The following is a 25,093-nucleotide window of genomic DNA, read 5'->3' on the forward strand; positions in this document are numbered from 1 at the left end:
AACCTACAAGTCAAATCAGCAAGGCGGGGCTATTGGCGCAACAGGCGCAGGCCATTGAATACCACCAACAGGCTGGCGCCCATGTCGGCAAACACGGCCATCCACATGGAGCCCTGCCCCAGCAGTGTCAGCGCCAGAAACACTGTTTTGATACCCAGCGCCAAGGCGATGTTCTGCTTGAGCACGACCGCTGTTTGTTGAGACAGACGGATGAAGCGTGGGATCTTGCGTAGGTCGTCATCCATCAACGCCACATCAGCGGTCTCGATGGCCGTATCCGTGCCGGCTGCGCCCATGGCGAAGCCGATCTGCGCCTCGGCCAATGCTGGCGCATCGTTGATGCCATCCCCGACCATGCCCACTTGCTGCCCTTGTGCGCGCAGGGCCTGGATCGCTTGTTGCTTATCGATGGGCAATTGATTGCCACGGACATCATCGATACCGACTTGCCTACCGATCACTGCAGCGGTGTGCGGGTTGTCACCGGTCAACATCATGGTTTTGACACCCAGCGCATGCAGTTGGGCAATTGCCTCTCGGCTGGTTTCCTTCACAGTATCCGCCACGGCGAACAGTGCCAGCACCCCCGTAGTGCCGCACAGCAACACGACGGTCTTGCCTTGCTGCTCCAGCTCGTCGAGCTTGGCCTCCAGTGCGGCTGAGCAGATCCCGAGTGTTTCCACCAGATGGTGATTGCCAAGGTGGTAGCGCTGGCCATCCAGGCTGGCCTTGACACCCCGCCCAGGCAGGGCTTCAAACGATTCAACCGGTAAAGGCGTAATCCGGTCAGCCTGCGCCTGTCTGGCGATGGCTTGTGATACCGGGTGATCGGACCGGCTGGCCAGACTGGCGGCAATCTGCCGATAGGCGGCCAGATCACCCTTTGCCCACGCCACGACATCAGTCTGGGCTGGCCGGCCTCGTGTCAAGGTACCGGTTTTATCCAAGGCCAGCCAGCTCAGATGCCGACCGGTTTCCAGATGCTGTCCGCCTTTGATCAAAATACCGTGCCGGGCAGCAGCAGCCAGACCACTGACGATGGTGACCGGCGTTGAGATGACCAAGGCACATGGACAGGCAATCACCAGCAAGACCAGCGCCCGGTACACCCAATCAAACCATCCGCCACCCAGCCACAAGGGCGGCAAGACCGCCACCAGTAAGGCAATGGCGAAGACCACTGGGGTATAGACCCTGGCGAACTGATCGACAAAACGTTGAGTTGGCGCGCGCGCACCTTGTGCCGCCTCGACGGCCTCGATGATCCGCGCCAACATGCTGTTACTCGCCGCCGCCGTCACCCGGAAATCGAATGAGCCCGCTTGGTTGATGGTGCCGCCGAACACCATATCACCGGCCTGCTTTTCGACTGGCAGGCTTTCGCCTGTGATGGGTGCCTGATCCACGGTTGATTGACCGCTGGTCACGATCCCATCCAGTGCAATACGCTCCCCAGGCGCCACCCGCACGATCTGCCCCGCCTGAATCTGTTCCGCAGGTTGTCGGTGCCATTCGCCATCTGGTCGCTGAACCAACGCTTGTGTCGGCGTCAAGGCCAGCAGCCCTCGAATGGCCTGTCGGGCGCGGTCCAGCGATTTAGCCTCAATGCGTTCGGCCACGGCAAACAGGAACATCACCATTGCTGCTTCCGGCCACTGGCCGATCAACAAGGCGCCCGTGACGGCAATGCTCATCAAGGCGTTGATATTCAAGTTGCGATGCTTGATGGCAATCCAGCCTTTGCGATAGGTGTCCAGCCCTGCGCCTACCACGGCCACCACGGCGAACATGGCCGGCAACCATTCGCCACCGATGGCAAACCAGTGCGCCAGCTCGGCGGACAAGGCCGCAACACCGGATACCGCCAACGGCCACCAGGGCTTGGGTTGCTCCGCTGCGGGCACAGCAGACTGCTCGGTCTGCACGATGGCCGTAAAGCCCAGCTCGGCAATGGCCGAAATGATATGAGCCTGCTGGTCGTCCTGATGCGCCACGGTCAGCACCCGCTGCACCAGATTGAAGTGCATCCCCTGCACACTCGCAAGCCGCCCGAGTCGCTGGCGGATCAACGTCTCTTCGGTCGGGCAGTCCATCTGGGCGATATGAAAGCGGGTGTGGATGAGGTCATTCAATGGCTCGGCCTGCATGCCCAGCTCAGCCACAGCCAGCTGCAGCTGTGCGACATCCCGCAACGAATGGCGCACCGACAACACCCGCTGTATCAGATTGAACTCCAACTGCAATACCCCTGCCATCGCACTCAGATGTTGCCGGATCAAAGCCTCCTCGGTAGGGCAGTCCATGGCTGCGATGCGAAACCGCACCCACTGCCCCTCTGGCGCCGACACTGCCGCTGCGGGGGCCGCATCATGCCCGCCACAGCAGTGAGCGCCATCATGGTGGACGTGGGATGATGTCACGCCTCGGTAGTGTCTGGTGGTGGCGACCTTGCGTGGCTGGTCTGTTGCGCACCCCTCATGTGCATGTTGGTGGGGTGTCGAATGATCATGTCGATCTGCCATGATGCAACCTTATCGTTATCGTTTGGTCAGGTTGTCCATTGGACACCCTGAAGCTACTATAGAGTCAACCCCTGATCGGACTTGCATCATGAAAATAGGCGAATTGGCCAAACTGGCCGACTGCACAGTCGAAACCATCCGCTATTACGAAAAGGAAGGGTTGCTGCCCCCCTCCCGCCGCACAGATGGCAACTACCGCGACTTCGATGCATCACTGGTGGAGCGCCTGCGCTTGATCCGCAACTGCCGCCTGCTGGACATGACGCAGGAGGAGATCCGGGCAATATTGAATTATCGCGATCACCCCAATGACAATTGCCAGGAAGTCAACGCCTTGATCGACCACCACATCGGCCATGTTACCGCCCGCATCCAGGAATTGCAGCACTTGCAGGAGCAATTGATCACCCTGCGCCAACAATGCCAGCGCAACCAGGCCACCCGCGAATGCGGCATCATCAAAGGTCTGGAGGAGCCGGAGCGATTTGACAGAACCAATGATCACGAGCATTGCTCCCATACCGCTGGGGTACATGGTCACCGCCCAGCGCAGCCACACAAACCATGAAGATCAACCTGCCCGCCGGTGGCGGCTGACACGCGGCTGTGCAAAGTGTATCGGGCTGGTTACAATCCGTGTTTTGCCTTGCGCCCCGCCCTCCTGCCGGGGCCGATTCCACACCCAGATCATGATCAATATCCAAGCCGCAACCGTCGAAAACATCATCATCCACCAGATCGGTAACAAAGCCCGCGATGAAGGCTACCGCCTATCCACCGTCGAGGCCACCGATGACGGCGGCGTCAAAGAGCTGCTGGTCCATCACTATCTGGCCAGCGTTGTCAAAGGCGGCGGTGACGGCTATGTGTTTTTCCATGAGTCCGACCTTGAATTGAACGAGGTGTTCCATTTCTGCAAGGCCATTTTTGCCGACCCGGATCAATTCCGCAGCGCATCGGAAAGCCTGGCCAAACATCTGTACGCCCAGTCGCTGCACCCCAACGTCAGCGCGGGGGATTTACTGGTGGTGCGCTTCAGCGGTTTGCAGCATGATGGCGAGCCACGTCAAGCAATCGGCATTTTCAAATCCGAGATTCGCGAGCCTTATCTGTCGGTTGAGGAAATCGATGGCGGATTCAGTCTGCATGGTGATCGCGGCATCAGCCTGGGTATGGTGCAGAAAGGCGCGCTGATACTGGATGAGAGCTATACCGTGTTTGCAGTGGACAAACTCAGCAGCAAGACCAAGTATTGGCTGGAGTCTTTCTTGAAGGTCAAGAAGAAGCCCACCGAGAAGGCATGCCTGAAATCACTGACACAATTGGTCAAGCAGGTGACCCACGAGATCGAAGAACCCGCCCAGGTGCTTGAATACAATCGGGCGCTGACCGAACAGGCTATCAACGACGGCGCATTGAAGATCGAAGATCTCAAGCAGATCTCCGCTGGGTTCATCGCCCCGGAAGTGGTGGCAGAGGTCATTGCCAAGACCGAGGCTCGCGATCAGATTGCCTTGCCGGACACGATCGAAGTCCCGACTGAGAAACTGACAGAGGCTGTCCGTAAAGGCAGCCGCAAGATCCGGGTCATGGCAGGGCTGGAGTTGGTCTTTCAGGACAAGTATCAGATCGACTCGATCGATAAAGATGAAGACAGCGACACTGACAGCATCACCGTCACGCTGAAATTGGCAAGACGCCCTGTTTGAAAGCAGTACGGCAAGCCATCAGGTGGCTTGCCATACTCATGACGCATTCCATGTATGTGGCGGTCTTTTGCCAAGGGTCACTTGGTGCCCGCTTCGAAATATGTCAACAACAGCATCAGCCCGAATACGCAGGCGATGACTTTCATCCAGACGGGTGCAGGCTCATTCTGGTAGCCATATGCGTTGCCGCCCTCCTCGCCAGGCATCAACATCAGCACCACCAACAACATCAGCTGCACAATTGGCACCCACAGCAAAAGGGCCCAATTGCCATGACGCCCGATGTCATGTAGGCGGAGCACGGCATAGCGGATATTCATGATGAAGAGAATGATCGCCCCCACCAACACCCAAGACACCCCCAGCGAACCTGGCGAACTACCCGTGCCAAGCACTGGCAGCATGCCAGCCATCAAGAGGCAAGTCGCCCCCAATAAATAAGTGAGATAGTGCACCCGATCCAAGCGCCCCTCAAATGACAGAGAGAAAAATCGTGGTGCGGGGGAGGACTCATCCTGTGCATCTTCCACCAAGCTGGCTGAAGGTGGTCGCCAAGCGGTGGTTTCGCCCAGCCTTGCCATCCGCGCTTTTTGCGCAAGAACAGCTTTGGCTTTCTCGACATCTGCCCCACAGCCACGACACGCCGCACGACGGGGCTGCTCCAGCTGGCAGGCCGGGCAGGTCATCAACGGACCTCGATCCGTCACACTTCCCTCCCCAGTCGATACCTGTACCGGTTTGGTCGTGACCGCTGGCTGCACATCCCGAGCGGAAGCTGAGGCCATCTGCGGGAGAATCTGAACCATCGCGCCGGCTCGTTCGAGAGCAGCCCGATAGCTGGGCACCTGCTGCTCATCCAGACCTTGTTTGATGACAGTCACTTGCCCCTGCAACAATGCAGATGCATGTGCCTGTGAGATTTTCAACAGGCGTGCCAGGTTGACTGCAACCTGCTCGACTTCATATCCAGGCAGGGCAAAACCCGCCAAGGCCAAATCCACTCGATCTGCCATTTATGCCCCAATTGAAATACAACGACTTCATACAAAGGCGCGGATCATAGCATATCAATTCCTTGCAAATATTCACCCTCAGCCATCAAAGGGCCAGCGCTCAAACATCGTTTACACCCACACTGCATGCACCCCAACAAATACAAGGGCCAGCCTTGCATTCACCACATTGATCGACTGACCTACTCGATAGTCAAATGCTATGACAAAAATGAACAAAATAAAATGTGACAAAATCGGAGGAATGACGCGGTTGTTGATAAAATGAATGACCTCGATTAAAGACCAAGGATGTGTTCATCATGACTGCCAAACATTCCCGCTTGTTGATTCTGGGTTCCGGGCCTGCCGGCTATACCGCTGCTGTCTACGCAGCCCGCGCCAATCTCAAGCCTGTTTTGATCACCGGCCTGGCGCAAGGTGGCCAGCTCATGACCACGACAGATGTGGACAACTGGCCCGCCGACGCCACAGGCGTGCAAGGCCCGGAGCTGATGCAACGCTTCCTGCAGCATGCTGAGCGCTTTGGCACGGAGATGATTTTTGATCACATCCACACCACCAAGTTGAATGAAAAGCCGATCCGCCTGATCGGTGACAGCGGTGAGTACACCTGCGATGCGCTGATCATTGCCACTGGCGCCTCAGCCCAGTATCTGGGACTGGATTCCGAACAGGCATTCATGGGTAAAGGCGTATCCGGCTGCGCCACCTGCGATGGCTTTTTCTATCGCAATCAGCAGGTATGCGTGATCGGCGGGGGCAACACCGCTGTGGAAGAAGCCCTGTACCTGGCGAACATCGCCAGCCACGTCACCCTGATCCATCGCCGCGATACCTTCCGCGCTGAGAAGATCCTGGTTGATCACCTGATGGAGAAAGTGTCTGCTGGCAAAATCACGCTGGAGCTCAACCAGACGCTGGATGAGGTGCTGGGGGACGCCAGTGGCGTGACGGGTGTCCGCATCAAATCGACCGCTGACGGCAGCACCAAAGAGCTGGCATTGATGGGGTGCTTCATCGCCATCGGCCACAAGCCCAATACCGACATCTTCACCGGCCAGCTGGAGATGGAGAATGGCTATATCATCACCAAGGGTGGCCGCAATGGCAACGCCACGGCAACCAGCATCCCCGGCATATTCGCCGCAGGCGACGTGCAGGATCATATCTACCGCCAAGCAGTGACCAGCGCGGCATCAGGCTGCCAGGCCGCACTCGATGCGGACAAATACCTCGCAGCACTGGAGAAATGACCCGCCCCTTCAGGATGGCATGACCGATCAGCCGTGTTTGGGCACAGCAGATCGGCTTCATGGCTGATGACCAAAGCAGGTGCCGCCCACCAGACCTGCAAAGTCCACGCCACGACGGCATGTCGATTCGACATGCCGTTTTCATTGCGCCCCCGGTACTGACCCACGGCCAGCAGCCTCGAACAGGTGATAAAATGCGTGCTCAGGCAACCTCATCAATCACCGGGCCAACCATGGATGACGATACAGTGGCGCGGCTGAAAGCCCTGCGCAAAACCCTGACCCAACCCAAGGCCCCTCCCCGGCCTGCGCAGCCAGATCCGACGCAATTGGATCAGCAGGCCTTCGAAGCGGCCATGAAGGGCGTACTTCCGCTTCAGGACCAGCGCAGAGTCGAGTTGTACCCCGCCAAGCCCAAGCCAATTGCCCGCCAGCTGCAGCTGGATGAGCAGCAGGTGCTCATCGACAGCCTAAGTGACTGGAGCGAATGGGAATTCGGTCCGGAGACAGGCAATGAGCCCGCGTTCGTCCGGCCCGGCATGCGTCGCGATACATTGAAAAAGCTCCGCCGAGGACATTGGGTGGTCGATGCCCAGATCGACCTGCATGGTCTGGTTGTGGATGAGGCCCGCTTCGAAATCGCACAATTCCTGTATCTATGCCGACGTGACAATAAACGTTGTGTGCGGATCATCCATGGCAAGGGGCTTGGATCACGCAATCGGGAATCGGTGCTGCGCGCCAAGGTGCCGGGCTGGCTGGTCCAACGTGATGAAGTTCTGGCATTTTGTCAGGCACGACGGGTGGACGGCGATTGCGGCGCATTGATCGTATTGCTGCGAGGCCCGAAATAAGCCGATCCCGGCCCTGCATCTATTTCAACGACGATCAGCGAACCATTCGCGTAAGATGTTAGAATGCCGCCTTTTGCCCCTCAGCATTGTCAAATCGTGTTCGAATCCACCTCAAAACGTAGCTGGGCTGCGCTGCTGATCTTATTCGCCGCGCTTTGGTTCGGCCAGCTGGATTTCCGCAAGCTGGTCAAGCCGGACGAAGGGCGTTACGCCGAAATCTCCCGGGAAATGGTGGTCAGTGGAGATTGGGTCACCCCTCGCCTGAATGACCTGAAATATTTTGAAAAGCCGCCAATGCAATACTGGGCCACCGCTCTGGCCTATGAGATCTTTGGCGAAACGGAATGGACTGCCCGCCTGTGGACCGGGCTATCCGGCTTCATTGGCATCCTGCTCGCGGTCTACGCCGGCAGTGTGCTGTTCGGCAGACGGGCCGGACTGATTACCGGGTTGGTGCTGGGCGGCAGCCTCTATTATCTGGCGCTGGGCCATATCAACACCCTCGACATGGGCGTGTCGCTGTTTCTGGAGCTGGCGTTGATCGGCTTCCTGATGGCACACCGTGACCAGGCAAGCCCCCGCAGTCAGCGCAACTGGATGATGGTGGTGTGGTTTGCCATGGCAGGCGCCATGCTGTCGAAGGGCCTGATCGGCCTGGTCATCCCGGGCATGGCGCTGATCCTGTACATGCTGCTTACCCGGCAATGGTCGTTGCTTGCCAGGATGCACTGGCTTCCGGGCCTTGCATTATTTGCCTTGATCGTGCTGCCCTGGTTCGTGCTGGTATCTCAGCGTAACCCGGAATTCCTGCAATTCTTCTTCATTCACGAGCACTTCCAGCGTTTTGCCACGGACAATGCGCGCCGGGATGGTGCAATCTGGTATTTCATTCCGCTATTGATACTGGGCATCACCCCTTGGGCGAGCTGGCTTGGCAGCAGCTTGTGGCAGGCCAAGACAAAAACGCCGCAGCAGACCTTCCAGCCCAAATGGATGTTATTGATCTGGTCAGCATTCATTTTCATCTTTTTCAGCATTTCCAAATCCAAACTGCCGGCTTACATATTGCCGATGTTTCCTGCTGTCGCACTGTTGATGGGGGATCATCTGGCACGGCAGACTCCCGCGCAAATCGCCCGCCACGCCGGCTGGCTGGCGTTGCTCTCTGTGCCGATGTGCGTGTTCCTGATCGCGCTGCCACATGTGCAGGAATTTGGCAGTGAAGAGACGCCCGCTTCGCTGATCATGGCCTATGCCACTTGGATACAAGCGGGTGCGGTCACGGGTGTGATCGGTTTCGTCATGGCTTGGCGGCTGGCCAGGAAAAACCAAGCCTTGGACAGCCTGGTTGCCATAGGTATGACCGGTGCCATTGTCGCATCACTGATCCTGAACGGACACAATGAGCTGGCACCCTCCAACTCCTCATATCATTTTGCCCAACAACTGAAGGGTAAGATCAAGCCCAATGTGCCTTTCTTCTCGGTCAACACTTACGATCAGACCCTGACCTTCTATTTGAAGCGGACGATGACCTTGGTGAACTATACCGACGAAATGGCGCTAGGCATCCAGCAGGAGCCGCACAAGGCCATTCCGCAGGATGCGACATTCCAGGCCCTTTGGCAAAGCCTGCCCGAAGCCTATGCCCTGATGACCCCAGGCCGCTATGAAGAGATCGTCGCTCAGACCGGCCTACCTATGAAAGTCCTGGCGAGGGATACCCGCCGGATTGTGGTGAGCAAACCGTGAAACTGACTGAATTCTCCTTGATCCTGTCTGGCGTGCTGCTCAACGCAGTCGCACAGTTGTTGTTGAAAGCCGGGGCCAATACCATTGGCCATTTCGAATTCCACCCTGCCAATATCCTGCCGATCGGCTGGAAACTTGCCACCAACCCTTATATCTTCGGCGGCCTGTCCTGCTATGCGGTGAGCGTGGTGGTGTGGATTCTTGCCTTGTCACGGGTGGAGGTCAGCATAGCCTACCCGATGCTGTCGATCGGTTATGTGGTCAATGCGCTGGCTGCTTGGTGGCTGTTTGGTGAAGCGGTATCGATGATGCGTGTTGTCGGTATCGGTGTGATTATTGTGGGCGTTTGCCTGGTTGCGAGAAGCTGATGGAATTTCTACCCTTTACCCGCCCGACCCTGGACGAAGCCACCATCACTGCAGTTGGTGATGTGTTGCGTTCAGGTTGGATTACCAGCGGCCCCAAGGTGAAAGCCTTTGAAGCCGCATTGAGTGAATATTTTGGTGGGCGCCCCGTCAGGGTGCTCAATTCAGCAACCGGCGGCATGGAGGTTGCATTACGACTGATCGGCCTCCAGCCAGGTGATGAAGTCATCACCACGCCTCTGTCCTGGGTTGCCACCGGCAATGTCATATTGAACCTTGGCGCCAAGCCAGTGTTTGTCGATATCGACCCTGTCACCCGTAATATCGACCTGGAACAAATCGAGGCAGCCATCACGCCCGCCACCAAGGCCATCATGCCGGTGGATCTGGCTGGTTTGCCGGTGGATCGGGATCGCTTGTATGCCATTGCTGATCGTCATGGCCTGCGCGTCATCGAAGACGCGGCCCAATCGATGGGCAGCAGCTGGCGGGGCAAGCGAATCGGCAGCTTTGGCGACCTGATCTCCATCAGTTTCCACGCCAACAAAAACATGACCACCACCGAGGGTGGCTGCCTGGTGTTGAACGATGAGTCGCAGATTCCGCTATTTGAGAAACTGCGCCTGCAAGGTGTGGTGCGCTTCCCAGATGGCAATATGGATGTCGATGTGGCCGGTGGCAAGTACAACCTGACTGATGTCGCCGCCGTGATCGGCCTGCATCAGTTGCAGCAGATCGACGCATTCAACGCCAAGCGCAAAATGCTGGCGCAACATTACTTCGCTACACTGGACCGCTCCCTTGGCCTTGGACTGCCATTGGACGACATGGAAAACAGCAACTGGCATATGTTCCAGATCCAGTTGCCACTGTCCGACCTGACCATCGGACGAGGGGATTTCATCCAGGCCATGCATGCCAAGGGCATTGGAATTGGCGTTCACTATCCGGCCATGCATCTGTTCACACTCTATCGCAGCCTGGGCTGGAAAGAAGGCGACTTCCCCCATGCTGAAAAGACAGGCCGTGAAACGGTAACGTTACCGCTGTTCCCGGCCATGGAGTGCCATGATGTCGAGCGGGTGTGCAAAGCCATCAGTGAGATCGTATCGGCCCATCGCCGCTGATATCGGTCTGACACGCAGCACAGTCGTAAAATAATGCCCAGGCTGTGATGGAACGGTGATTCGGTCAGACGCTCTGATCAAGTCAGCAGGCATCACAGTCTGGGCTTTCGTCCAGTTTGCATTGCGCCGTCTGTGGGCAGGCCTGTCATGGCCAAACGGTGGTCTTGATCCAGCAATACGCGGCTCAGTCCTGGCATGCAAACTGTTTGTCTTTAACCATCAACAGGCGAAACCAACAATCATATGACGCCGCAAGTTACCGTCGTTGTGCCGGTCTATAACGAGGAAGCGGGGCTACAAGCTCTGTTCGACCGGCTCTACCCCGCTCTGGATGCGCTACATCGTCCATATGAGCTGATATTTGTCAATGATGGCAGCAGGGATCGTTCCCCCGCCATCTTGCGTGAACAATTCCAGAAACGGCCCGATGTGACCCGGGTGATTCTGTTCAATGGCAATTTTGGCCAGCACCGTGCGATTCTGGCGGGTTTTGCCCATTCCCGTGGCGAATATGTCGTGACATTGGATGCCGACCTGCAAAACCCGCCCGAAGACATTGCCACGCTGCTCAGCAAGATGGATGAAGGCTACGACTATGTCGGCTCGATCCGCCGACAGCGCAATGACAGCACATGGCGGCATATTGCATCCAAAGCCATGAATCAGCTGCGGGAGCGTATCACCCGCATCAAGATGACCGATCAGGGCTGCATGCTGCGCGCTTACCATCGCCACATCATCGATGCCATCAATCTCTGCAGCGAGATGAATACCTTCATCCCAGCCCTGGCCTATACCTTTGCCAGCAAGCCCACCGAAGTGGTGGTCGGCCACGAGGAACGGGCGGCAGGTGAGTCGAAGTACTCGCTCTATAGCCTGATCCGCTTGAATTTCGACCTGATGACTGGCTTCTCGATCGTGCCGCTGCAGATGTTCTCCATGCTGGGCATGGCAGTTTCTCTGCTATCTGGCCTGTTGGTTGCGTGGTTGGCGATCCGACGGATCATCGTCGGCCCCGAAGAAGGCGGCCTGTTTACCCTGTTCGGGGTGGCTTTTTTCCTGATCGGCATCGCGCTGTTCGGCATTGGCCTATTGGGTGAATACATTGGCCGGATCTACCACGAAGTACGCGACCGGCCACGTTACATCGTGCAGGCGGTGCTGGAACAGAAGCGGGAGGAAGCCTGATGGCACGTGCTGTCGTCTTTGCCTATCACAATGTCGGCGTCCGCTGCTTGAGCGTGTTGCTGGCGCGGGGTGTTGAGGTGGCGCTGGTGGTGACGCATGAAGACAATCCAAACGAAACCATCTGGTTCGACAGCGTGGCCGAACTGGCCGCCCTGCATGGCATTCCGGTCATCAAGCCTGCCGACCCGAACACAGACGCAGTGCTGGAGCGAGTCAAAGCAGCGCGGGCCGACTGGTTGTTTTCATTTTATTACCGGCACATGTTGAAGGCACCGCTGTTGGCCACCGCAAGCCAAGGCGCCTATAACATGCACGGCTCGTTATTGCCGAAGTACCGAGGTCGCGTTCCAGTCAATTGGGCCATCATCCACGGGGAAACCGAGACTGGTGCCACCTTGCATGTGATGAATGAAAAACCGGACAACGGCGCCATCGTTGATCAGACGGCGGTGCCGATCCTGCCTGACGATACCGCACACGAGGTATTCAACAAGGTGACCGTAGCCGCAGAGCTTACCTTGTATCGCTGCCTGCCAGCCTTGCTGGCCGGCACGGCCACCCTGACACAACAGGATCTCGCACAAGGAGCGTATTTCGGCGGGCGCAAGGCCGAAGACGGTCGTATCGACTGGCACAGCTCCGCCCGCCAGATCCACAACCTGGTTCGCGCCGTGGCCCCACCCTACCCTGGTGCGCACACGATCATCCATGGCCTGCCGGCCCGCATCCTGCAGACGCAGGTGACCGACCTTCACGCACAAGACAGGCCGGAAAAGTGCTTATATACGGAACATAGCAAGATCTTTGCGAAATGTGGCGATGGCAGTATCCTCCGCATCGTCGAATTGGAACTTGCCGGTCATGCACTGGATGCAACCGGCTTCGTACAACGCTTCGGCACCTCACCGCTGTCGCTTGCCTGAACTACTTTAGGACCACATCATGAAGAAAATCCTGATTCTCGGCGTGAATGGCTTCATTGGCCACCACTTGTCCAAGCGCATCATCGACACCACCAACTGGGAGGTGTACGGTATGGACATGCACACCGATCGGATTACGGATCTGCTTGGCAACCCCCGCTTCCACTTCTTCGAAGGCGACATCACCATCAACAAGGAATGGATCGAATATCACGTCAAGAAATGTGACGTGGTATTGCCGCTGGTTGCCATCGCCACCCCGGCGACCTATGTCAAAGACCCGTTGCGCGTCTTCGAGCTGGATTTCGAAGCCAACCTGCCGATCGTCCGTCAGTGCGTGAAATACCGCAAACGCATTCTGTTCCCGTCCACCTCGGAAGTGTACGGCATGTGCCACGACAGCCAGTTCGACCCCTACGAATCCGAGCTGATCTATGGCCCGATCGAAAAGCAGCGCTGGATCTACGCCTGCTCCAAGCAGCTGATGGACCGCGTCATCTATGCTTACGGCTCGCGTGACGAACTCGATTTCACTCTGTTCCGCCCGTTCAACTGGATCGGCGCCGGTCTCGACAGCATCCACACGCAAAAAGAAGGCAGCTCACGGGTGATCACCCAGTTCCTGGGTCATATCGTGCGCGGCGAGGACATCAAGTTGGTGGATGGGGGGGAGCAGAAACGTGCCTTCACCTACATCAACGATGGCATCAACGCGCTGATGAAAATCATCGAGAACAAGGATGGCCGCGCCTCCGGTAAGATCTACAACATCGGCAACCCCAGCAACAATTTCTCGGTACGCGAGCTGGCGGAGATGATGCTGGAGTTGGCCCTGACCTATCCCGAATACCGCGACTCAGCCCTCAATGTCAATCTGGTGGAAGTCAGCTCCGGTGACTACTACGGCAAAGGTTACCAAGATGTGCAGAACCGCGTGCCGAAGATCGACAACACCATGCAAGACCTGGACTGGAAGCCTCAGTTCAGCATGAAGGAAGCGTTGCGTTACATTTTCGACGCCTATCGCAATCAAGTTGCTGAAGCACGCCGCTTGGTTGATTGATCCTTCGTCAGTCAGCTCACCAAGGCAACCCACGGCGGGTTGCCTTTTTCTTTGCCAAAACCATGCACCGCCACCATGCTGGTGGGACAACGCCGACACCCGCAGATCCACCCCGCACCCAGCACCTAGCCGGACATGCTGCTCAACCACTCTGAGTGGGCTCAGAGTTGACTGGCTCCATGCCCACCACTTGGTTCCGCCCCCGTTTTTTCGCCTTATACAGCTGGGCATCGGCCAATTTGTACAATGCATGGCCCGCATCGGGCTCGCCACTATCGACATGAGCCACGCCGATACTGACCGTGACACAAGACGACGCCTGCGAACACGCATGGGGCATCGCCAATGCTTCCACACTGCTACGGATACGCTCTGCAACCGCCATCGCGCCTTCCATCTCGGTTTCGGGCAATAGGCAGGCGAACTCCTCACCACCGATGCGGGCAATCAGATCGGCTGGGCGCTGCAATGTCGCCACCAAGGCATCTGCGAGAGATCGCAACACCATATCACCCGCAGGATGGCCATAGTGGTCGTTGTACTGCTTGAAGAAATCGACATCGATCAACACCAATGACAAGTCCCCCCGCCGCCGGCGCTGACGATTGACCTCATGTGACAAGGCATCTTCGAAATGACGCCGATTGGCCAGTCCGGTCAGGCCATCGGTGATGGCCAGCCGCTGTAATAGCTCACGATTGCGCTTGATCTCCAGATGATTACGTACCCTGGCTCGTACCACCACACTGTTGAATGGTTTGCTGATGAAATCGACGGCCCCGCAATCGAAGCCACGAGCCTCTTCATCCGGGTTGGCCAGCGCTGTCACAAAGATGACCGGGATGTCCACGGTACGCCGATCTACCTTCAGCAGTCGGCAGATGGCAAACCCATCCATCTCTGGCATCAACACGTCCAGCAAGATGAGATCCGGTAAGGGGGATAGCCGTGCCCGGGCCAGGGCCTCTTGGCCACTCAGGGCAAACTGCACCTCATACAGCTCTTCAAGCGAGCCCGCCAGAACCTCGACATTTGCCGGCTCGTCATCCACGATGAGAATGGTCGGCTGCCCGATCACGACGATGGATTCCTTTCTGCATAATAGGCCAGGATACGACCCAGCAGGCGCTGGGCCTCCGGAAAGTCCAAGCTCTCCAGAGCGGTGCCCATATCGATTGCCACACTTTCATCCACAGCGGCGACAAGGGCCTGCAACTCTTGGAACCGCCGCCGTGCGCTGATCGACCGCACACGCAGCAACGCGTCCAGCTCATTGAGCTGTGGTGCGGCATCATCGCGCCCGTCCAGCGCATGATCGCTCTTCACCGGCATCTCGCTACGGGGTGGCAACCAGCTGTCGATGCTGTTCAACACGACATCCAGCTCGGCGGCCAAATCTATCAACAACTGATCCATGCCATCTGACGAATGCTGCGCCATCTTCGGCTCGATCATCGACGCCAATTCGGCCACCTGGGTGGCGCCCAGCGTGCCCGCCAATCCTTTTAGCGAGTGGGCGTATCGACGTGCTTCGTCATACTGCACTGAATCCGATAGCTCGCGCAAACGATGTGCCGCATCCGGATATCCGGTTCTAAAACGGTTCAACATGCGGCGCAAAAAGGCAACCTTGCCACCCAGGCGTTGCAACGCGGCATTGAGATCCAACCCTGGCAGATCGGGCACATCGGGCAGGTGGGTAGGCATCGGTACCGAGCCTGCCGCCACGCTGGGGTAGACGGCATGCACCAGCGCCCCGGCCAGGCGATCAGGGTCGATAGGCTTGGAGATATGGTCATTCATCCCAGCGTCGAAGCAACGCTGCTTCTCGGTGTCAATGGCATGTGCTGTCATCGCGATGATGGGAAGTTGTTCGCGTCCGGGTAGGCGACGGATCAGGCGCGTCGCCGCCAGCCCATCCATGATCGGCATTTGTACATCCATCAACACCGCATCGACGTGGGTTTCCGGGTCAGCGAGCAGATCCACCGCCTGCTTACCATTGACCGCCACAATGGGTAGCACCCCCATCGAGGACAGCAGATCCACTTCAAATTCGCACAGGATGTCATTGTCCTCCACCACCAGAATACGCATGCCGCGCAGCTCCGCACGTAGCGTAGCCCGACAAGGTGGTGAAACCGGCCTGGACGACAGCTGCCCCAACACTTGCATGACCATGGACTGAAGCTCGGCCTGCCCCACCGGCTTTTGCAGCGTGGCATCCACCCCCTCTGGGTTGCCCGCATTGGCAGCCAGCGGGTTGCTGACCAACAGCATGACTTTCGGGCACACCAGCCGACCACTCCGCATCTGCTGGGCCAGCTTACGAGCAGTATCCACTCCATCCAAGGCCGGGAGCGACTGCTCGATCAGAACCAGATCGACCGGTGATAGCGCAATGGACTCCTGCGCCGCCAGCAACAACTGCAAGGCAATCTCACCGCTGCTGACATGGCGGACCTTCATCCCCCAGCCCGACAGCCAGTCAGCCAGCTCCCGCCCGGTGGCGACATTGTGGTCCACCACCATCGCAGTCAAGCCGTGCAGACCATGCCCGTCATCGCTGGCGGCACTTTGCAGTGTGGCGCGTTGCAGCCAGACATTGAAACTGAACAAGGTGCCCTGCCCCAGCAAACTGCTGACATCGATCTCCCCCTCCATCTTGTGGATCAGCTCGCGGCAGATGGCCAGGCCAAGGCCTGTGCCACCAAAACGGCGAGTGGTGGAGCTGTCGGCCTGGGTGAATGATTGGAAGATCGTAGCCATCTGCGCCTCGGACATGCCGATCCCCGTGTCCTTGACACAACATTGCAGCTCGACCTGCTGATCAGTCGATTCGCCAGGCACCACGGTGACCATCACCTTGCCGCGCAGGGTAAACTTGATGGCGTTATTGACCAGATTGAGCAGGATCTGCCCCAGCCGTAAAGGATCACCCTTGAGCGCCATCGGCACGCTCGGATCAACAGCGATCACCAGCGACAGGCCCTTGGCCTCTGCCTGCACCGTGGCAATACTGGCGACACGATCCAACACCTGTTGCAGATTGAAATCCACAGATTCCAGCTCCAACCTGCCGGCTTCGATCTTGGAGAAATCGAGGATACTGTCGATCAGCTCCAGCAAGGTGGTCGCAGAGGCGCTGACTTTTTGCTGCAAGGACTGCTGACGCTGCGTCAGCGAAGTCTGTTGCATCAGATGCGCATAGCCGAGAATGGCTGCCAAAGGGGTGCGCAACTCGTGGCTCATATTGGCGAGGAAAGCGGATTTGGCCCGCGTGGCCGCCTCGGCAGACTCCTTGGCCCGTCGTTGCTGCTCTTCAGCCTGTTTTCGGCCAGAGATATCCTGCAAGGCGCCAAAGATAGCCTGCTGATCCGCGTACTGGATGCGCACTGCGGACAACATTACCCATACCAATGTGCCATCCACAGCCCGCAATTGCAGCTCCCGATCGCTGATACGGTGCTGGGTATTCATCAGACATTGCAATTCAGCATAGGCACCACGCTCAGCGAACAGCTGCGAGATATCCAACCCGCTCCCGCCCCGCTCTTGCCCCAGCTTGAAAAGCTCGGCAAAGCGATGGTCCAGATAGATCAGATAGCCGGTTTCCAGATTGGAAATCCACAATGGAAAAGGCGAAGCCTCGAAGATCGACCACAACCTCGCTTCACTCCTGGCCAACCCTTCCGACTGTTCCCGCAACTGCTGGATCAAGTCACGAAACCGATCCAGTGAATTGGACAAGGCGAGAATCTCGTCATCCTCGGCATCCTGCATCACCAGGCTGCCAGTGGTGCGCCCCGTCACAATGTCCTGCACACCTTGCTGCAAGCGCTCCAGCCGCATGATGACCCTGCCGACATAGACATACCCGACCCAAAAAAACAGAGCCAGTGCCACGAGCAATATCACGCCAAACTGGACGCTGCCACGCTGCAACACATATCGCCGGTCATCCAGCAAGGCCACCGTATCCTGTCGGTTGTCCGATGCCACATGGGTGAGCAGACTGCTGATTTCCTGCGTCAGCTGCTGATTCTCCTGCAATAGCTGCAAAGTGATCCGGTCCAGGCCCAGCCGGAGGCCATACAACGCGATCAGGCCATCTCCGGGCACAATGGCTTCCTCAAAAGGTGCCAAGGCCGTACGGACGACCTGCTGCCTCGTGGCGGGCAATGAATGCACCAGATATTGCAGGCGTTGCAGGTGGGGGGTGTAGGCATCATGATACATCGCCAGCTGTTGCTCATCCTGCGCCTGCGATGCCGCGCTCAGCAAGCCCGACAACTGACCCAGCTCTCCACTCAGCTGCATGATTTGGGCAGGGCTACCCGTGGTGACCAGCAATTGCTGGCGGATGACGGCAGCCGCCTGCTCGATGGCATCCAATTTCACCTGGCGCCTGACGTATAGATCCGCTCGCCCATCCACCAACTGACGAGTGTTATTGGCGTTCAAGCGCATTGTCCGGATCAGCCGTTCCAGCTGGATGCGGGCCTCACGCTCAGACGTCAGCACCAACCCAATCTGCTGGTCGATGGTGGTCAGCAGCTGATCGATCTGCTGCTGAGCCGGGACTTTATCCGTTGGCCGATCAGCCATAGCCAATGCGGCCAATGATGCAGATAGTGCATGAGCGGAGGCATTGAGCTCCGCCACATGCAGCTCAGCAGGCAGATTCTGCTCCTGCAACACCCGCAACGAGGCATCGACATCGCGGAAGATCCAAAGCGCGCTGATGGCCAGAAAACCAGTGATGGCTGCTGCCAGCGCAAACGCAATCTGCATCCGTCGCCCCAACCCCAGGCGGATTGGCGGTGACATATCCATGGCACGTGGGGGATTCACGCCCTGACTCGGCTCATCATGGACGGGCAAGGCAAACACGACGGCAGCTCACAACACATGCACTCGTTTGCATGTATCGGCAGAAATTGCCCATCAGCGGTTGCATGGGTGAGCAACTGGAGTGAGACACTGAATCGACACAGCCATGGTATAACCCCCCAATGCGCCTTCAGATATATGCGTAGCCAATTTCGATAGTGCTATTGCATATCAGTATAGTCACCTCAGGAGGCAATCGAGCCTGTTTTATCAACCCAAAGCGATGATTTCTCACCCTGGCCACCGGGCCCGCTGAATAGTGTTCGGGCGCTCGCCGCACACTTTGGCTCGGCGGGCCAGCATCAGGATGCTCGCGCCCACCTGCCGCCCAATCAGCCCGAACAAGCCCCGTCCGAACGCCTTTTATTGCGCCAGACCGGGTGGCAGGCTATCCTGTTCCCACCTTATGTTGTAATCCGCCGCCAACCATGACGACGCCTATCAGTTCTGTGGGCAATCTTGCCGCGATTGTTTCCATCATCAGAAAACAGCTGGTTGAAGATCAGTCACGCCAGCGCACCCGCCGCGCCACCAATTCCAGCCCACCACAAGCCTTGTCCCGCTCGATCGAACAACGCGTTTCGAGCAGCTTGGCAGCTGTCACACATGACGACCCGGACAGGAAGCACAAAGGCATCAAAGCCTTCATTGAGGCGGTGCTGCTGAATGAGCTGGGGGATCAATTGCTGAACGACCCGGCGTTCTACCAGATGGCCGACACCATCACCAGACAGATCCTGGCATCGCCCGCCTTGTCCGACGCGGTGACGACTGTAGTTGCCCATTTGACCACGGACGCAGGATCACCGAACCACCGAGTCTAGGCGCTACTGGCGTAGCCACCTCCCATTGCCATCCCAATCCCATCCCACAATGCAGAAAGATTGACGCTACGCACCCAAAGTCGGATCATCCTGCGGTTTAAACAGAACGTCCCATCATGCTGAGCTATCGCCATGCTTTCCATGCCGGCAACCATGCCGACGTCCTCAAACACTTGGTTCAAGTGCAACTGCTGAGCTATCTGAATCAAAAGGACAAACCCTACTGGTATATCGACACCCATGCGGGTGCAGGCGTTTATTCGCTGCTGGATGGTTATGCGACCAAGAATGCGGAATTCCGTACCGGGATAGGCAGGCTGTGGGCACGCACCGATCTGCCTGCTGCTGTGGCCGAGTATGTGGCCGCCGTCAAGACGCTGAATCCACAGGGCAAGCTGGCTTTATACCCTGGCTCGCCATGGCTGGCGCTGCAACTGATCCGCAGCCAGGATCGGCTGCGGCTGTTTGAATTGCACCCGACCGACGCGGACTTGTTGCAACGTAATTTTGCTGAGCATGCCAAGCGGGGCCAGATTCTGGTGGCCGATGGATTTGAAGGCATCAAGGCACTGCTGCCGACGCCATCTCGACGTGCGCTGACCCTGATCGACCCGCCTTACGAGGACAAACGCGACTACCAGCACGTGGTGCACTGCTTGCAGGAGTCGCTCAAGCGCCAGGCGAATGGCGTGTACGCCATCTGGTATCCGAAGCTGCAGTTGGCGGCCTCACAGCAATTCGTCGATAAGCTCAAACGCCTGCCGATCGACAGCTGGCTACATGTCAGCCTGGACGTGCACCGCCCCCGTGCCGACGGCTTTGGCATGCATGGCAGCGGTATGTTCATCATCAACCCACCCTGGACATTACATCAGACCCTGCAGACGGTCATGCCCTGGTTGACCCACGAATTGGCACAAGATGACGGAGCCCAATATGCCCTTGAACAACAAACCAAATGATCCGCCATTCGTGCTCGCCATCCACGGTGGAGCGGGGACGATACGGCGTCAGGATCTGACGCCTGATCAAGAGGCGGCCCTGCTGGCCGGATTGCATGCCGCATTGGATGCTGGACAAGCCATTCTCGCACAGCGAGGTAGTGCGCTGGACGCCGTGATCGCTGCTGTTTCCGCCCTGGAAGACAATCCCCTGTTCAATGCAGGCCGAGGCGCCGTCTTCAACGATGAAGGGCGGATCGAGCTGGAAGCTGCCGTCATGAACGGCCCGGATCAGGCTGCTGGCAGTGTGACAGGGGTGACGCGCACCCGCAATCCGGTCCAATTGGCGCGGGCCGTCATGCAGCATACTGCCCATGTCACACTGGGCTTTGATGCAGCAGATCGCTTGGCGCTCACCTTGGGCTTGCCACAGGGAGATGCCGATTATTTCTACACCGCCAAGCGCTGGCAGGCTTTGCAGGATGAGCTGGCCAGGATGGCAGCGGGCGGCAGCGAGGCCGATGCGCCTGAAGACCGTAAGCATGGCACCGTCGGCGCCGTGGCGCTGGATTGCATGGGCCGCCTGGCTGCCGCCACCTCAACCGGTGGTCGTACCGCCAAGATGGCGGGTCGCATTGGTGACACCCCGGTCATCGGCGCGGGCACCTGGGCCGACACGCGCTGTGCGGTCTCCGGCACTGGGCATGGTGAATACTTTGTCCGCGCCGCAGTCGCCCACGACATCGCCGCCCGCATCCACTATGGCGCCCAACCCCTCGCGCAGGCAAGCCAGGCCACCATCGACACCCTGACCGCGATGGGCGGTACTGGCGGCGTCATTGCAATCGACCACCACGGCAACATCGCGATGCCCTTCAACTGTGAAGGCATGTACCGAGCGGCTATCGATCAACAGGGCCAACGGACAGTGGCTATCTATCGGGACGGATCTGCCCCAGCCACTGCTTGAGGAAACGGATCAGCGAAGCCGGTGGATCGGCAGGCGTGGCTCATTTGACCCACCCTGCCCTGATCACCATGACTCGCGCCGGTGCTCACCTTCGATCGAAGCGGATTGGTCGTATAGAAAGGTAACCAGCCTTTGAGTCAAGCCATGTGCTGGCGCATTGCCTGGCCAGACCGCGAATACATCCAGCGGCGTGACTTGCCAGTCTGGCAACACCTCGATCAGCCCGCCTGCCAGCAGATCTTGCTCGACCATGAACCGGGGCGGCGTGGCCAGCCCCATGCCTGCCCGCGCCAACGCACACACTGCCGCTAAGCTGTCCACCACAATCCGGGGCGCAAAGCCCAGCTCGGCAGCCTCCCCCGCCGGGCTGCGCCATTGCTTACGATTGGCGCGAATCGACAGACCGATCCAGTCCCAATCCTGCAGGGCTTCTGGGTGGGTCGGTGCGGGTCGGTGTTGCAGATAGGCTGGGCTCGCCACCAGTACCCGCCGCATGGTGAACAGCTGGCGTGACTTCAGGGCACTATCCGCCAATGCCCCGACCCGGATGGCCAGATCCAATCCGTCCTTGACCAGATCCTGCTTGGCATCGCTGAACTGCATTGACAATGATACCTTGGGATATTGCTGCGCAAAGGCGGCTATTGCATCCAACACCTTGCTCGGCGCAAAGAATGCCGGCAAGGTCACCCGCAGCCGGCCTACGGGGGCCTGGGTCTGCGCGGCGATGGCATCCAGGCCAACTGATGCGGCATGCAGCATGGCCTGTGTCGCCTCAAACAACTGCTCGCCCGCCGCCGTCAGCGACAGCCTTCGCGTCGAGCGATACAACAAAGCCGCGCCCAACCGTTTCTCCAGCTGGCTGATGTGATGACTGACCACTGACGGCGCCAAGCCTAAAGCCGCCGCTGCCGCGCGGAACGACCCGAGTTCGACTGTCTTGGCGAACACCGCCATTGCCCTGAGTTCATCCAACATTGCTCGATTATTTGGATTGATGAAATCAAATTATGCCATCTAATCGATCTGAGTAACATCCGCTAGACTGGCACCCGTCACCTTTTACCAAGCCAAGCCATGACAACCGAATTCCACCTTGCCCAATGCAATATCGCCAGACTGCGCGCCCCGCTGACTGATCCCTCCATGCAAGGCTATATGGAGGACATCGCCCCACTCAATCAATTGGCAGAACAGAGCCCCGGCTACGTCTGGCGGCTGCAGGACGACGCGGGCGATGCCACGTCGATTCAGGTTTTCGATGACCCGCTGTTGTTGATCAACTTGTCAGTCTGGGCAGACCTGGCAAGCTTGAAAGCGTATGTCTATCAAGGCGCGCATCTGGCGTCGATCAAGACCCGTAAACAGTGGTTTAACGTGCAACCGCAGCCCAGACTGGTGCTCTGGTGGGTCAAGGCCGGCACGCTGCCGACAACAGCGCAGGCCAAGGCCCGGCTGGAACAGCTGGCGCTACATGGGCCAGGGCCGGAGGCTTTCAGCTTCGCCCACCCTTTTCCAGCCCCTTCGGTTATCATGCCAGCCTGAACGGATTGCCCAGCAGGATGCAGCATGACCCAAGCCAACAACCCTTTGCACGGTATCACTCTGGAACAGATTGTCACTCGTCTGGTGGATCACTACGGATGGGATGGACTGGCGCAGCGGATACCGGTGCGCTGTTTCAAACACGACCCCAGCATCAAATCCAGCCTGCGCTTTTTGCGCACCACGCCCTGGGCCCGCACCGAAGTGGAAAACCTGTTTTTGAACACCCGCTGGTAAGCCCACCTGGTCTGCCCGCCGGGCATCCCACTCCCTGCGGGCTACAGCCCCGTCAAAAGCGGCCTGACCAGGCCCGCCCCTGCCTGCGGCGACCCCGCACCCTTTCCCGCGCCAGCGCTGACTTCACTGCCCCCGCGCCATCTGGAATGTCTCCCTTTTCGCCAGATTTGGCGCCACGAGCGGCATGTGACGGGCCGTAGCGGCGGCGGCTTGCACATCATCTCGCCAAGAAGCGCGCCGGAAATGAAACGATTTCATTGAAAAAGAAATATCCGCTTATCAAACATTTACAAATTACATACAAATAGAACAAATGCGATAAGTATTTCAGACATTCACATTCATTTACAGCCCAGCTTTATTCGAATCTGAACTTTACAGAATCACCTCAGTCCATCATGCATGATCAAACAAAATGAATCAGAACAAATATGCATACCTGCCACGGAGCGTCATCAGCATATCGCACACGGCCAGCGTACTGGAGTAATGGGTCGGGCCGTGAGCATGTTGCGCTGAAAACAAGACGGCCTGGGTGAAATGCCTAACCTTCTGTCGAAATCACTTCCGACATTGAAAACATAAAGATCACAGACACTTTTTTACAATTCCGATCGCTGAAAAATGAATCGCGCCACCGAAACCAGCCCTCCCCGCTCGCTATTACCGATCTCCCGCCATCGGATGATCGGCTTCTGCGTGCTGCTGGCGCTGTTCGAATGGATCACTTATGTCGGGAGTGATCTGGTCATGCCCGCCATGCTGGATGTGGTGGCAGATCTGCATGCCACGCCCCAGCATGTGCCGACAGCATTGAATGCGTATCTGCTGGGTGGGGTGGCGTTTCAATGGCTGATCGGGCCGCTGGCTGATCGCTTCGGACGCCGCCCTGTTCTGCTGGCAGGCGTGCTGTTGTTTGCGGTGTCTTTTCTGATCACACCGGCCATTACCCACATCCAGGCATTTAATCTGCTGCGCTTTGTGCAGGGTGTGGGGCTCGGGTTTGTGGTGGTGGTCAGCTATCCCATCCTGCAGGAAGCCTTTCATGAAACGGACGCGGTCCGCCTGATGGCATTGCTGGCCAATATTGCACTGCTATCGCCCCTGCTGGGCCCATTGATGGGTGGCGTCCTGTTGAATTGGCTGAGCTGGCGTGAGCTGTTCATCAGTATCGGTGGGCTGGCGCTATTGGTGATGGTGGGTTTGTGGCGTTATCTGCCGGAAACCATTGGCGTGCGCAGAACCGATGGCACGATGTTGCAACCCGTGCCGCTCTGCCTGCGGGACATGGCTGGTAACTACCTGCGGCTGCTACGCCAGCCCCGCTTCATGCAAGGCAGCCTGGCTCTGGGCTTGTTGAGCGTGCCACTGATCGCCTGGATCGGCATTGCCCCGGTATTAATGATGGAACACGCGGGCTGGTCGATGATGAGCTATGGGCTGGGGCAGCTGCCGATCTTCGGCGGCTTGATCATCGGCAATCTGGCCTTGCATCAGCTGGCTGGTAAATACGCTTTACCGCAGCTGATCAGATACGCCTGCTGGCCCATCCTGGCGGGCCTGATTGGGGGCTGGCTGGCAGCCCTCGGCGGCGGCGGCCTGCCCACCTTGCTGGTGAGCCTGTCTCTGTATGCCTTTGGGATGGGCATCTGCAATGCATCGTTGTACCGACTGACGCTGTTTGCCGATGATGGCGCAAAAGGCTCAGTCGCCGCCATGCTGGGCATGGTATCAGTCGCCACCATTGGCCTGGGAAGCAGCTTGCTGGCACACCTGGGCGCAGGTGACAGCCCTGCTGCCTTTGTCAGCGGGGCCTTGCTGGCAGCCAGTCTGGCGCTGCCCCTGCTCTGGCGCCTGTTGAAACCAGCCCCCTTGGCCATGGCCAGCCCCTAGCCACCAAATAGCCGCTGA

21 protein-coding genes are annotated in these 25,093 nt (G+C 58.1%); 16 read left to right on the forward strand and 5 right to left on the reverse strand.

Going from position 1 to position 25,093, the window contains the following annotated elements; genetic code table 11:
* Nucleotides 1-29: 29 nt before the first annotated feature.
* Nucleotides 30-2,303 (reverse strand): heavy metal translocating P-type ATPase, encoded by a 2,274-nt coding sequence (locus tag HNQ59_RS00410; RefSeq protein ID WP_184034105.1) that lies wholly within the window; start codon nt 2,301-2,303, stop codon nt 30-32.
* 307 nt (nt 2,304-2,610) lie between these two features.
* Here HNQ59_RS00410 and cadR point away from each other — a divergent pair, with 307 nt between their 5' ends.
* Nucleotides 2,611-3,090 carry a Cd(II)/Pb(II)-responsive transcriptional regulator gene (gene cadR, locus HNQ59_RS00415; RefSeq protein ID WP_184033641.1) on the forward strand — a complete coding sequence of 160 codons (480 nt, stop codon included), beginning with the start codon at nt 2,611-2,613 and terminating at the stop codon, nt 3,088-3,090.
* Between the two features lie 121 nt (nt 3,091-3,211).
* The gene (locus HNQ59_RS00420; RefSeq protein ID WP_184033644.1) at nt 3,212-4,231 is read left to right on the forward strand and encodes a nucleoid-associated protein; all 1,020 of its coding nucleotides are present in this window, start codon (nt 3,212-3,214) and stop codon (nt 4,229-4,231) included.
* A gap of 77 nt (nt 4,232-4,308) precedes the next feature.
* On the opposite strand, the gene HNQ59_RS00425 is transcribed toward HNQ59_RS00420, so the two are convergent.
* On the reverse strand, nt 4,309-5,244 hold the full coding sequence (locus HNQ59_RS00425; RefSeq protein WP_184033647.1) for a DUF805 domain-containing protein: 936 nt from the start codon (nt 5,242-5,244) through the stop codon (nt 4,309-4,311).
* Between the two features lie 302 nt (nt 5,245-5,546).
* Here HNQ59_RS00425 and trxB point away from each other — a divergent pair, with 302 nt between their 5' ends.
* From trxB to HNQ59_RS00465, 8 genes are all read left to right on the forward strand, one after another.
* On the forward strand, nt 5,547-6,500 hold the full coding sequence (gene trxB, locus HNQ59_RS00430) for a thioredoxin-disulfide reductase (protein WP_184033649.1): 954 nt from the start codon (nt 5,547-5,549) through the stop codon (nt 6,498-6,500).
* Between the two features lie 194 nt (nt 6,501-6,694).
* The gene (locus HNQ59_RS00435; protein WP_246490789.1) at nt 6,695-7,354 is read left to right on the forward strand and encodes a Smr/MutS family protein; all 660 of its coding nucleotides are present in this window, start codon (nt 6,695-6,697) and stop codon (nt 7,352-7,354) included.
* Nucleotides 7,355-7,450: 96 nt separating this feature from the next.
* Nucleotides 7,451-9,106 carry a glycosyltransferase family 39 protein gene (locus tag HNQ59_RS00440; RefSeq protein WP_184033652.1) on the forward strand — a complete coding sequence of 552 codons (1,656 nt, stop codon included), beginning with the start codon at nt 7,451-7,453 and terminating at the stop codon, nt 9,104-9,106.
* Entirely contained in the window at nt 9,103-9,474 is a 372-nt protein-coding gene (locus HNQ59_RS00445) for an SMR family transporter (protein WP_184033655.1), read from the forward strand. Before HNQ59_RS00440 ends, HNQ59_RS00445 begins: the two co-directional genes overlap by 4 nt.
* A complete protein-coding gene (locus HNQ59_RS00450; protein ID WP_184033658.1) occupies nt 9,474-10,598 on the forward strand; it encodes a DegT/DnrJ/EryC1/StrS family aminotransferase in 1,125 nt (374 codons plus the stop codon). Before HNQ59_RS00445 ends, HNQ59_RS00450 begins: the two co-directional genes overlap by 1 nt.
* 243 nt (nt 10,599-10,841) lie before the next feature.
* Nucleotides 10,842-11,786: a glycosyltransferase gene (locus HNQ59_RS00455; RefSeq protein ID WP_184033661.1), complete on the forward strand. Its 945-nt coding sequence runs from the start codon at nt 10,842-10,844 to the stop codon at nt 11,784-11,786.
* Nucleotides 11,783-12,709, forward strand: a complete 927-nt coding sequence (locus HNQ59_RS00460) for a formyltransferase (RefSeq protein ID WP_184034110.1) — start codon at nt 11,783-11,785, stop codon at nt 12,707-12,709. The genes HNQ59_RS00455 and HNQ59_RS00460 overlap by 4 nt, the downstream gene beginning before the upstream one ends.
* A 19-nt stretch (nt 12,710-12,728) precedes the next feature.
* Nucleotides 12,729-13,772 carry a bifunctional UDP-4-keto-pentose/UDP-xylose synthase gene (locus HNQ59_RS00465; protein WP_184033664.1) on the forward strand — a complete coding sequence of 348 codons (1,044 nt, stop codon included), beginning with the start codon at nt 12,729-12,731 and terminating at the stop codon, nt 13,770-13,772.
* 142 nt (nt 13,773-13,914) lie between these two features.
* Here the strand turns inward: HNQ59_RS00465 and HNQ59_RS00470 are convergent, their stop codons facing one another.
* Nucleotides 13,915-14,850, reverse strand: coding sequence for a diguanylate cyclase (locus HNQ59_RS00470; protein ID WP_343074187.1), 936 nt, complete (start codon nt 14,848-14,850; stop codon nt 13,915-13,917).
* Entirely contained in the window at nt 14,847-18,626 is a 3,780-nt protein-coding gene (locus tag HNQ59_RS00475) for a response regulator (protein ID WP_184033667.1), read from the reverse strand. The genes HNQ59_RS00470 and HNQ59_RS00475 overlap by 4 nt, the downstream gene beginning before the upstream one ends.
* Before the next feature lie 467 nt (nt 18,627-19,093).
* On the opposite strand from HNQ59_RS00475, the gene HNQ59_RS00480 reads away from it, so the two are divergent.
* The 3 genes from HNQ59_RS00480 (at nt 19,094) to HNQ59_RS00490 (ending at nt 21,400) form a co-directional block, all read left to right on the forward strand.
* Entirely contained in the window at nt 19,094-19,489 is a 396-nt protein-coding gene (locus HNQ59_RS00480) for a DUF445 domain-containing protein (protein WP_184033670.1), read from the forward strand.
* 116 nt (nt 19,490-19,605) lie between these two features.
* The gene (locus HNQ59_RS00485; protein ID WP_184033673.1) at nt 19,606-20,451 is read left to right on the forward strand and encodes a 23S rRNA (adenine(2030)-N(6))-methyltransferase RlmJ; all 846 of its coding nucleotides are present in this window, start codon (nt 19,606-19,608) and stop codon (nt 20,449-20,451) included.
* Nucleotides 20,426-21,400 carry an isoaspartyl peptidase/L-asparaginase family protein gene (locus HNQ59_RS00490; protein ID WP_184033676.1) on the forward strand — a complete coding sequence of 325 codons (975 nt, stop codon included), beginning with the start codon at nt 20,426-20,428 and terminating at the stop codon, nt 21,398-21,400. The genes HNQ59_RS00485 and HNQ59_RS00490 overlap by 26 nt, the downstream gene beginning before the upstream one ends.
* A 63-nt stretch (nt 21,401-21,463) precedes the next feature.
* Here HNQ59_RS00490 and HNQ59_RS00495 read toward each other — a convergent pair whose 3' ends face one another.
* Nucleotides 21,464-22,378, reverse strand: a complete 915-nt coding sequence (locus tag HNQ59_RS00495) for a LysR family transcriptional regulator (protein ID WP_184033679.1) — start codon at nt 22,376-22,378, stop codon at nt 21,464-21,466.
* Nucleotides 22,379-22,477: 99 nt separating this feature from the next.
* On the opposite strand from HNQ59_RS00495, the gene HNQ59_RS00500 reads away from it, so the two are divergent.
* From HNQ59_RS00500 to HNQ59_RS00510, 3 genes are all read left to right on the forward strand, one after another.
* On the forward strand, nt 22,478-22,945 hold the full coding sequence (locus HNQ59_RS00500) for a DUF3291 domain-containing protein (protein WP_184033682.1): 468 nt from the start codon (nt 22,478-22,480) through the stop codon (nt 22,943-22,945).
* Nucleotides 22,946-22,969: 24 nt separating this feature from the next.
* Nucleotides 22,970-23,182, forward strand: coding sequence for a VF530 family protein (locus tag HNQ59_RS00505; protein ID WP_184033685.1), 213 nt, complete (start codon nt 22,970-22,972; stop codon nt 23,180-23,182).
* A gap of 624 nt (nt 23,183-23,806) precedes the next feature.
* Nucleotides 23,807-25,075 carry an MFS transporter gene (locus HNQ59_RS00510; protein WP_184033687.1) on the forward strand — a complete coding sequence of 423 codons (1,269 nt, stop codon included), beginning with the start codon at nt 23,807-23,809 and terminating at the stop codon, nt 25,073-25,075.
* Nucleotides 25,076-25,093 lie beyond the last annotated feature (18 nt).

The sequence above is a fragment of the Chitinivorax tropicus genome (genome assembly GCF_014202905.1).
GTDB classification, from domain to species: Bacteria; Pseudomonadota; Gammaproteobacteria; order Burkholderiales; family SCOH01; genus Chitinivorax; species Chitinivorax tropicus.

Bases quoted from the DNA above. Each gene is read 5' to 3' on its own strand.
- HNQ59_RS00410 (WP_184034105.1), bottom strand. From the start codon at position 2,303: ATGGACTGCCCTACCGAGGAGGCTTTGATCCGGCAACATCTGAGTGCG.
- cadR (WP_184033641.1), top strand. From the start codon at position 2,611: ATGAAAATAGGCGAATTGGCCAAACTGGCCGACTGCACAGTCGAAACC.
- HNQ59_RS00420 (WP_184033644.1), top strand. From the start codon at position 3,212: ATGATCAATATCCAAGCCGCAACCGTCGAAAACATCATCATCCACCAG.
- HNQ59_RS00425 (WP_184033647.1), bottom strand. From the start codon at position 5,244: ATGGCAGATCGAGTGGATTTGGCCTTGGCGGGTTTTGCCCTGCCTGGA.
- trxB (WP_184033649.1), top strand. From the start codon at position 5,547: ATGACTGCCAAACATTCCCGCTTGTTGATTCTGGGTTCCGGGCCTGCC.
- HNQ59_RS00435 (WP_246490789.1), top strand. From the start codon at position 6,695: ATGCGTGCTCAGGCAACCTCATCAATCACCGGGCCAACCATGGATGAC.
- HNQ59_RS00450 (WP_184033658.1), top strand. From the start codon at position 9,474: ATGGAATTTCTACCCTTTACCCGCCCGACCCTGGACGAAGCCACCATC.
- HNQ59_RS00455 (WP_184033661.1), top strand. From the start codon at position 10,842: ATGACGCCGCAAGTTACCGTCGTTGTGCCGGTCTATAACGAGGAAGCG.
- HNQ59_RS00465 (WP_184033664.1), top strand. From the start codon at position 12,729: ATGAAGAAAATCCTGATTCTCGGCGTGAATGGCTTCATTGGCCACCAC.
- HNQ59_RS00480 (WP_184033670.1), top strand. From the start codon at position 19,094: ATGACGACGCCTATCAGTTCTGTGGGCAATCTTGCCGCGATTGTTTCC.
- HNQ59_RS00485 (WP_184033673.1), top strand. From the start codon at position 19,606: ATGCTGAGCTATCGCCATGCTTTCCATGCCGGCAACCATGCCGACGTC.
- HNQ59_RS00490 (WP_184033676.1), top strand. From the start codon at position 20,426: ATGCCCTTGAACAACAAACCAAATGATCCGCCATTCGTGCTCGCCATC.
- HNQ59_RS00495 (WP_184033679.1), bottom strand. From the start codon at position 22,378: ATGTTGGATGAACTCAGGGCAATGGCGGTGTTCGCCAAGACAGTCGAA.
- HNQ59_RS00500 (WP_184033682.1), top strand. From the start codon at position 22,478: ATGACAACCGAATTCCACCTTGCCCAATGCAATATCGCCAGACTGCGC.
- HNQ59_RS00505 (WP_184033685.1), top strand. From the start codon at position 22,970: ATGACCCAAGCCAACAACCCTTTGCACGGTATCACTCTGGAACAGATT.
- HNQ59_RS00510 (WP_184033687.1), top strand. From the start codon at position 23,807: ATGAATCGCGCCACCGAAACCAGCCCTCCCCGCTCGCTATTACCGATC.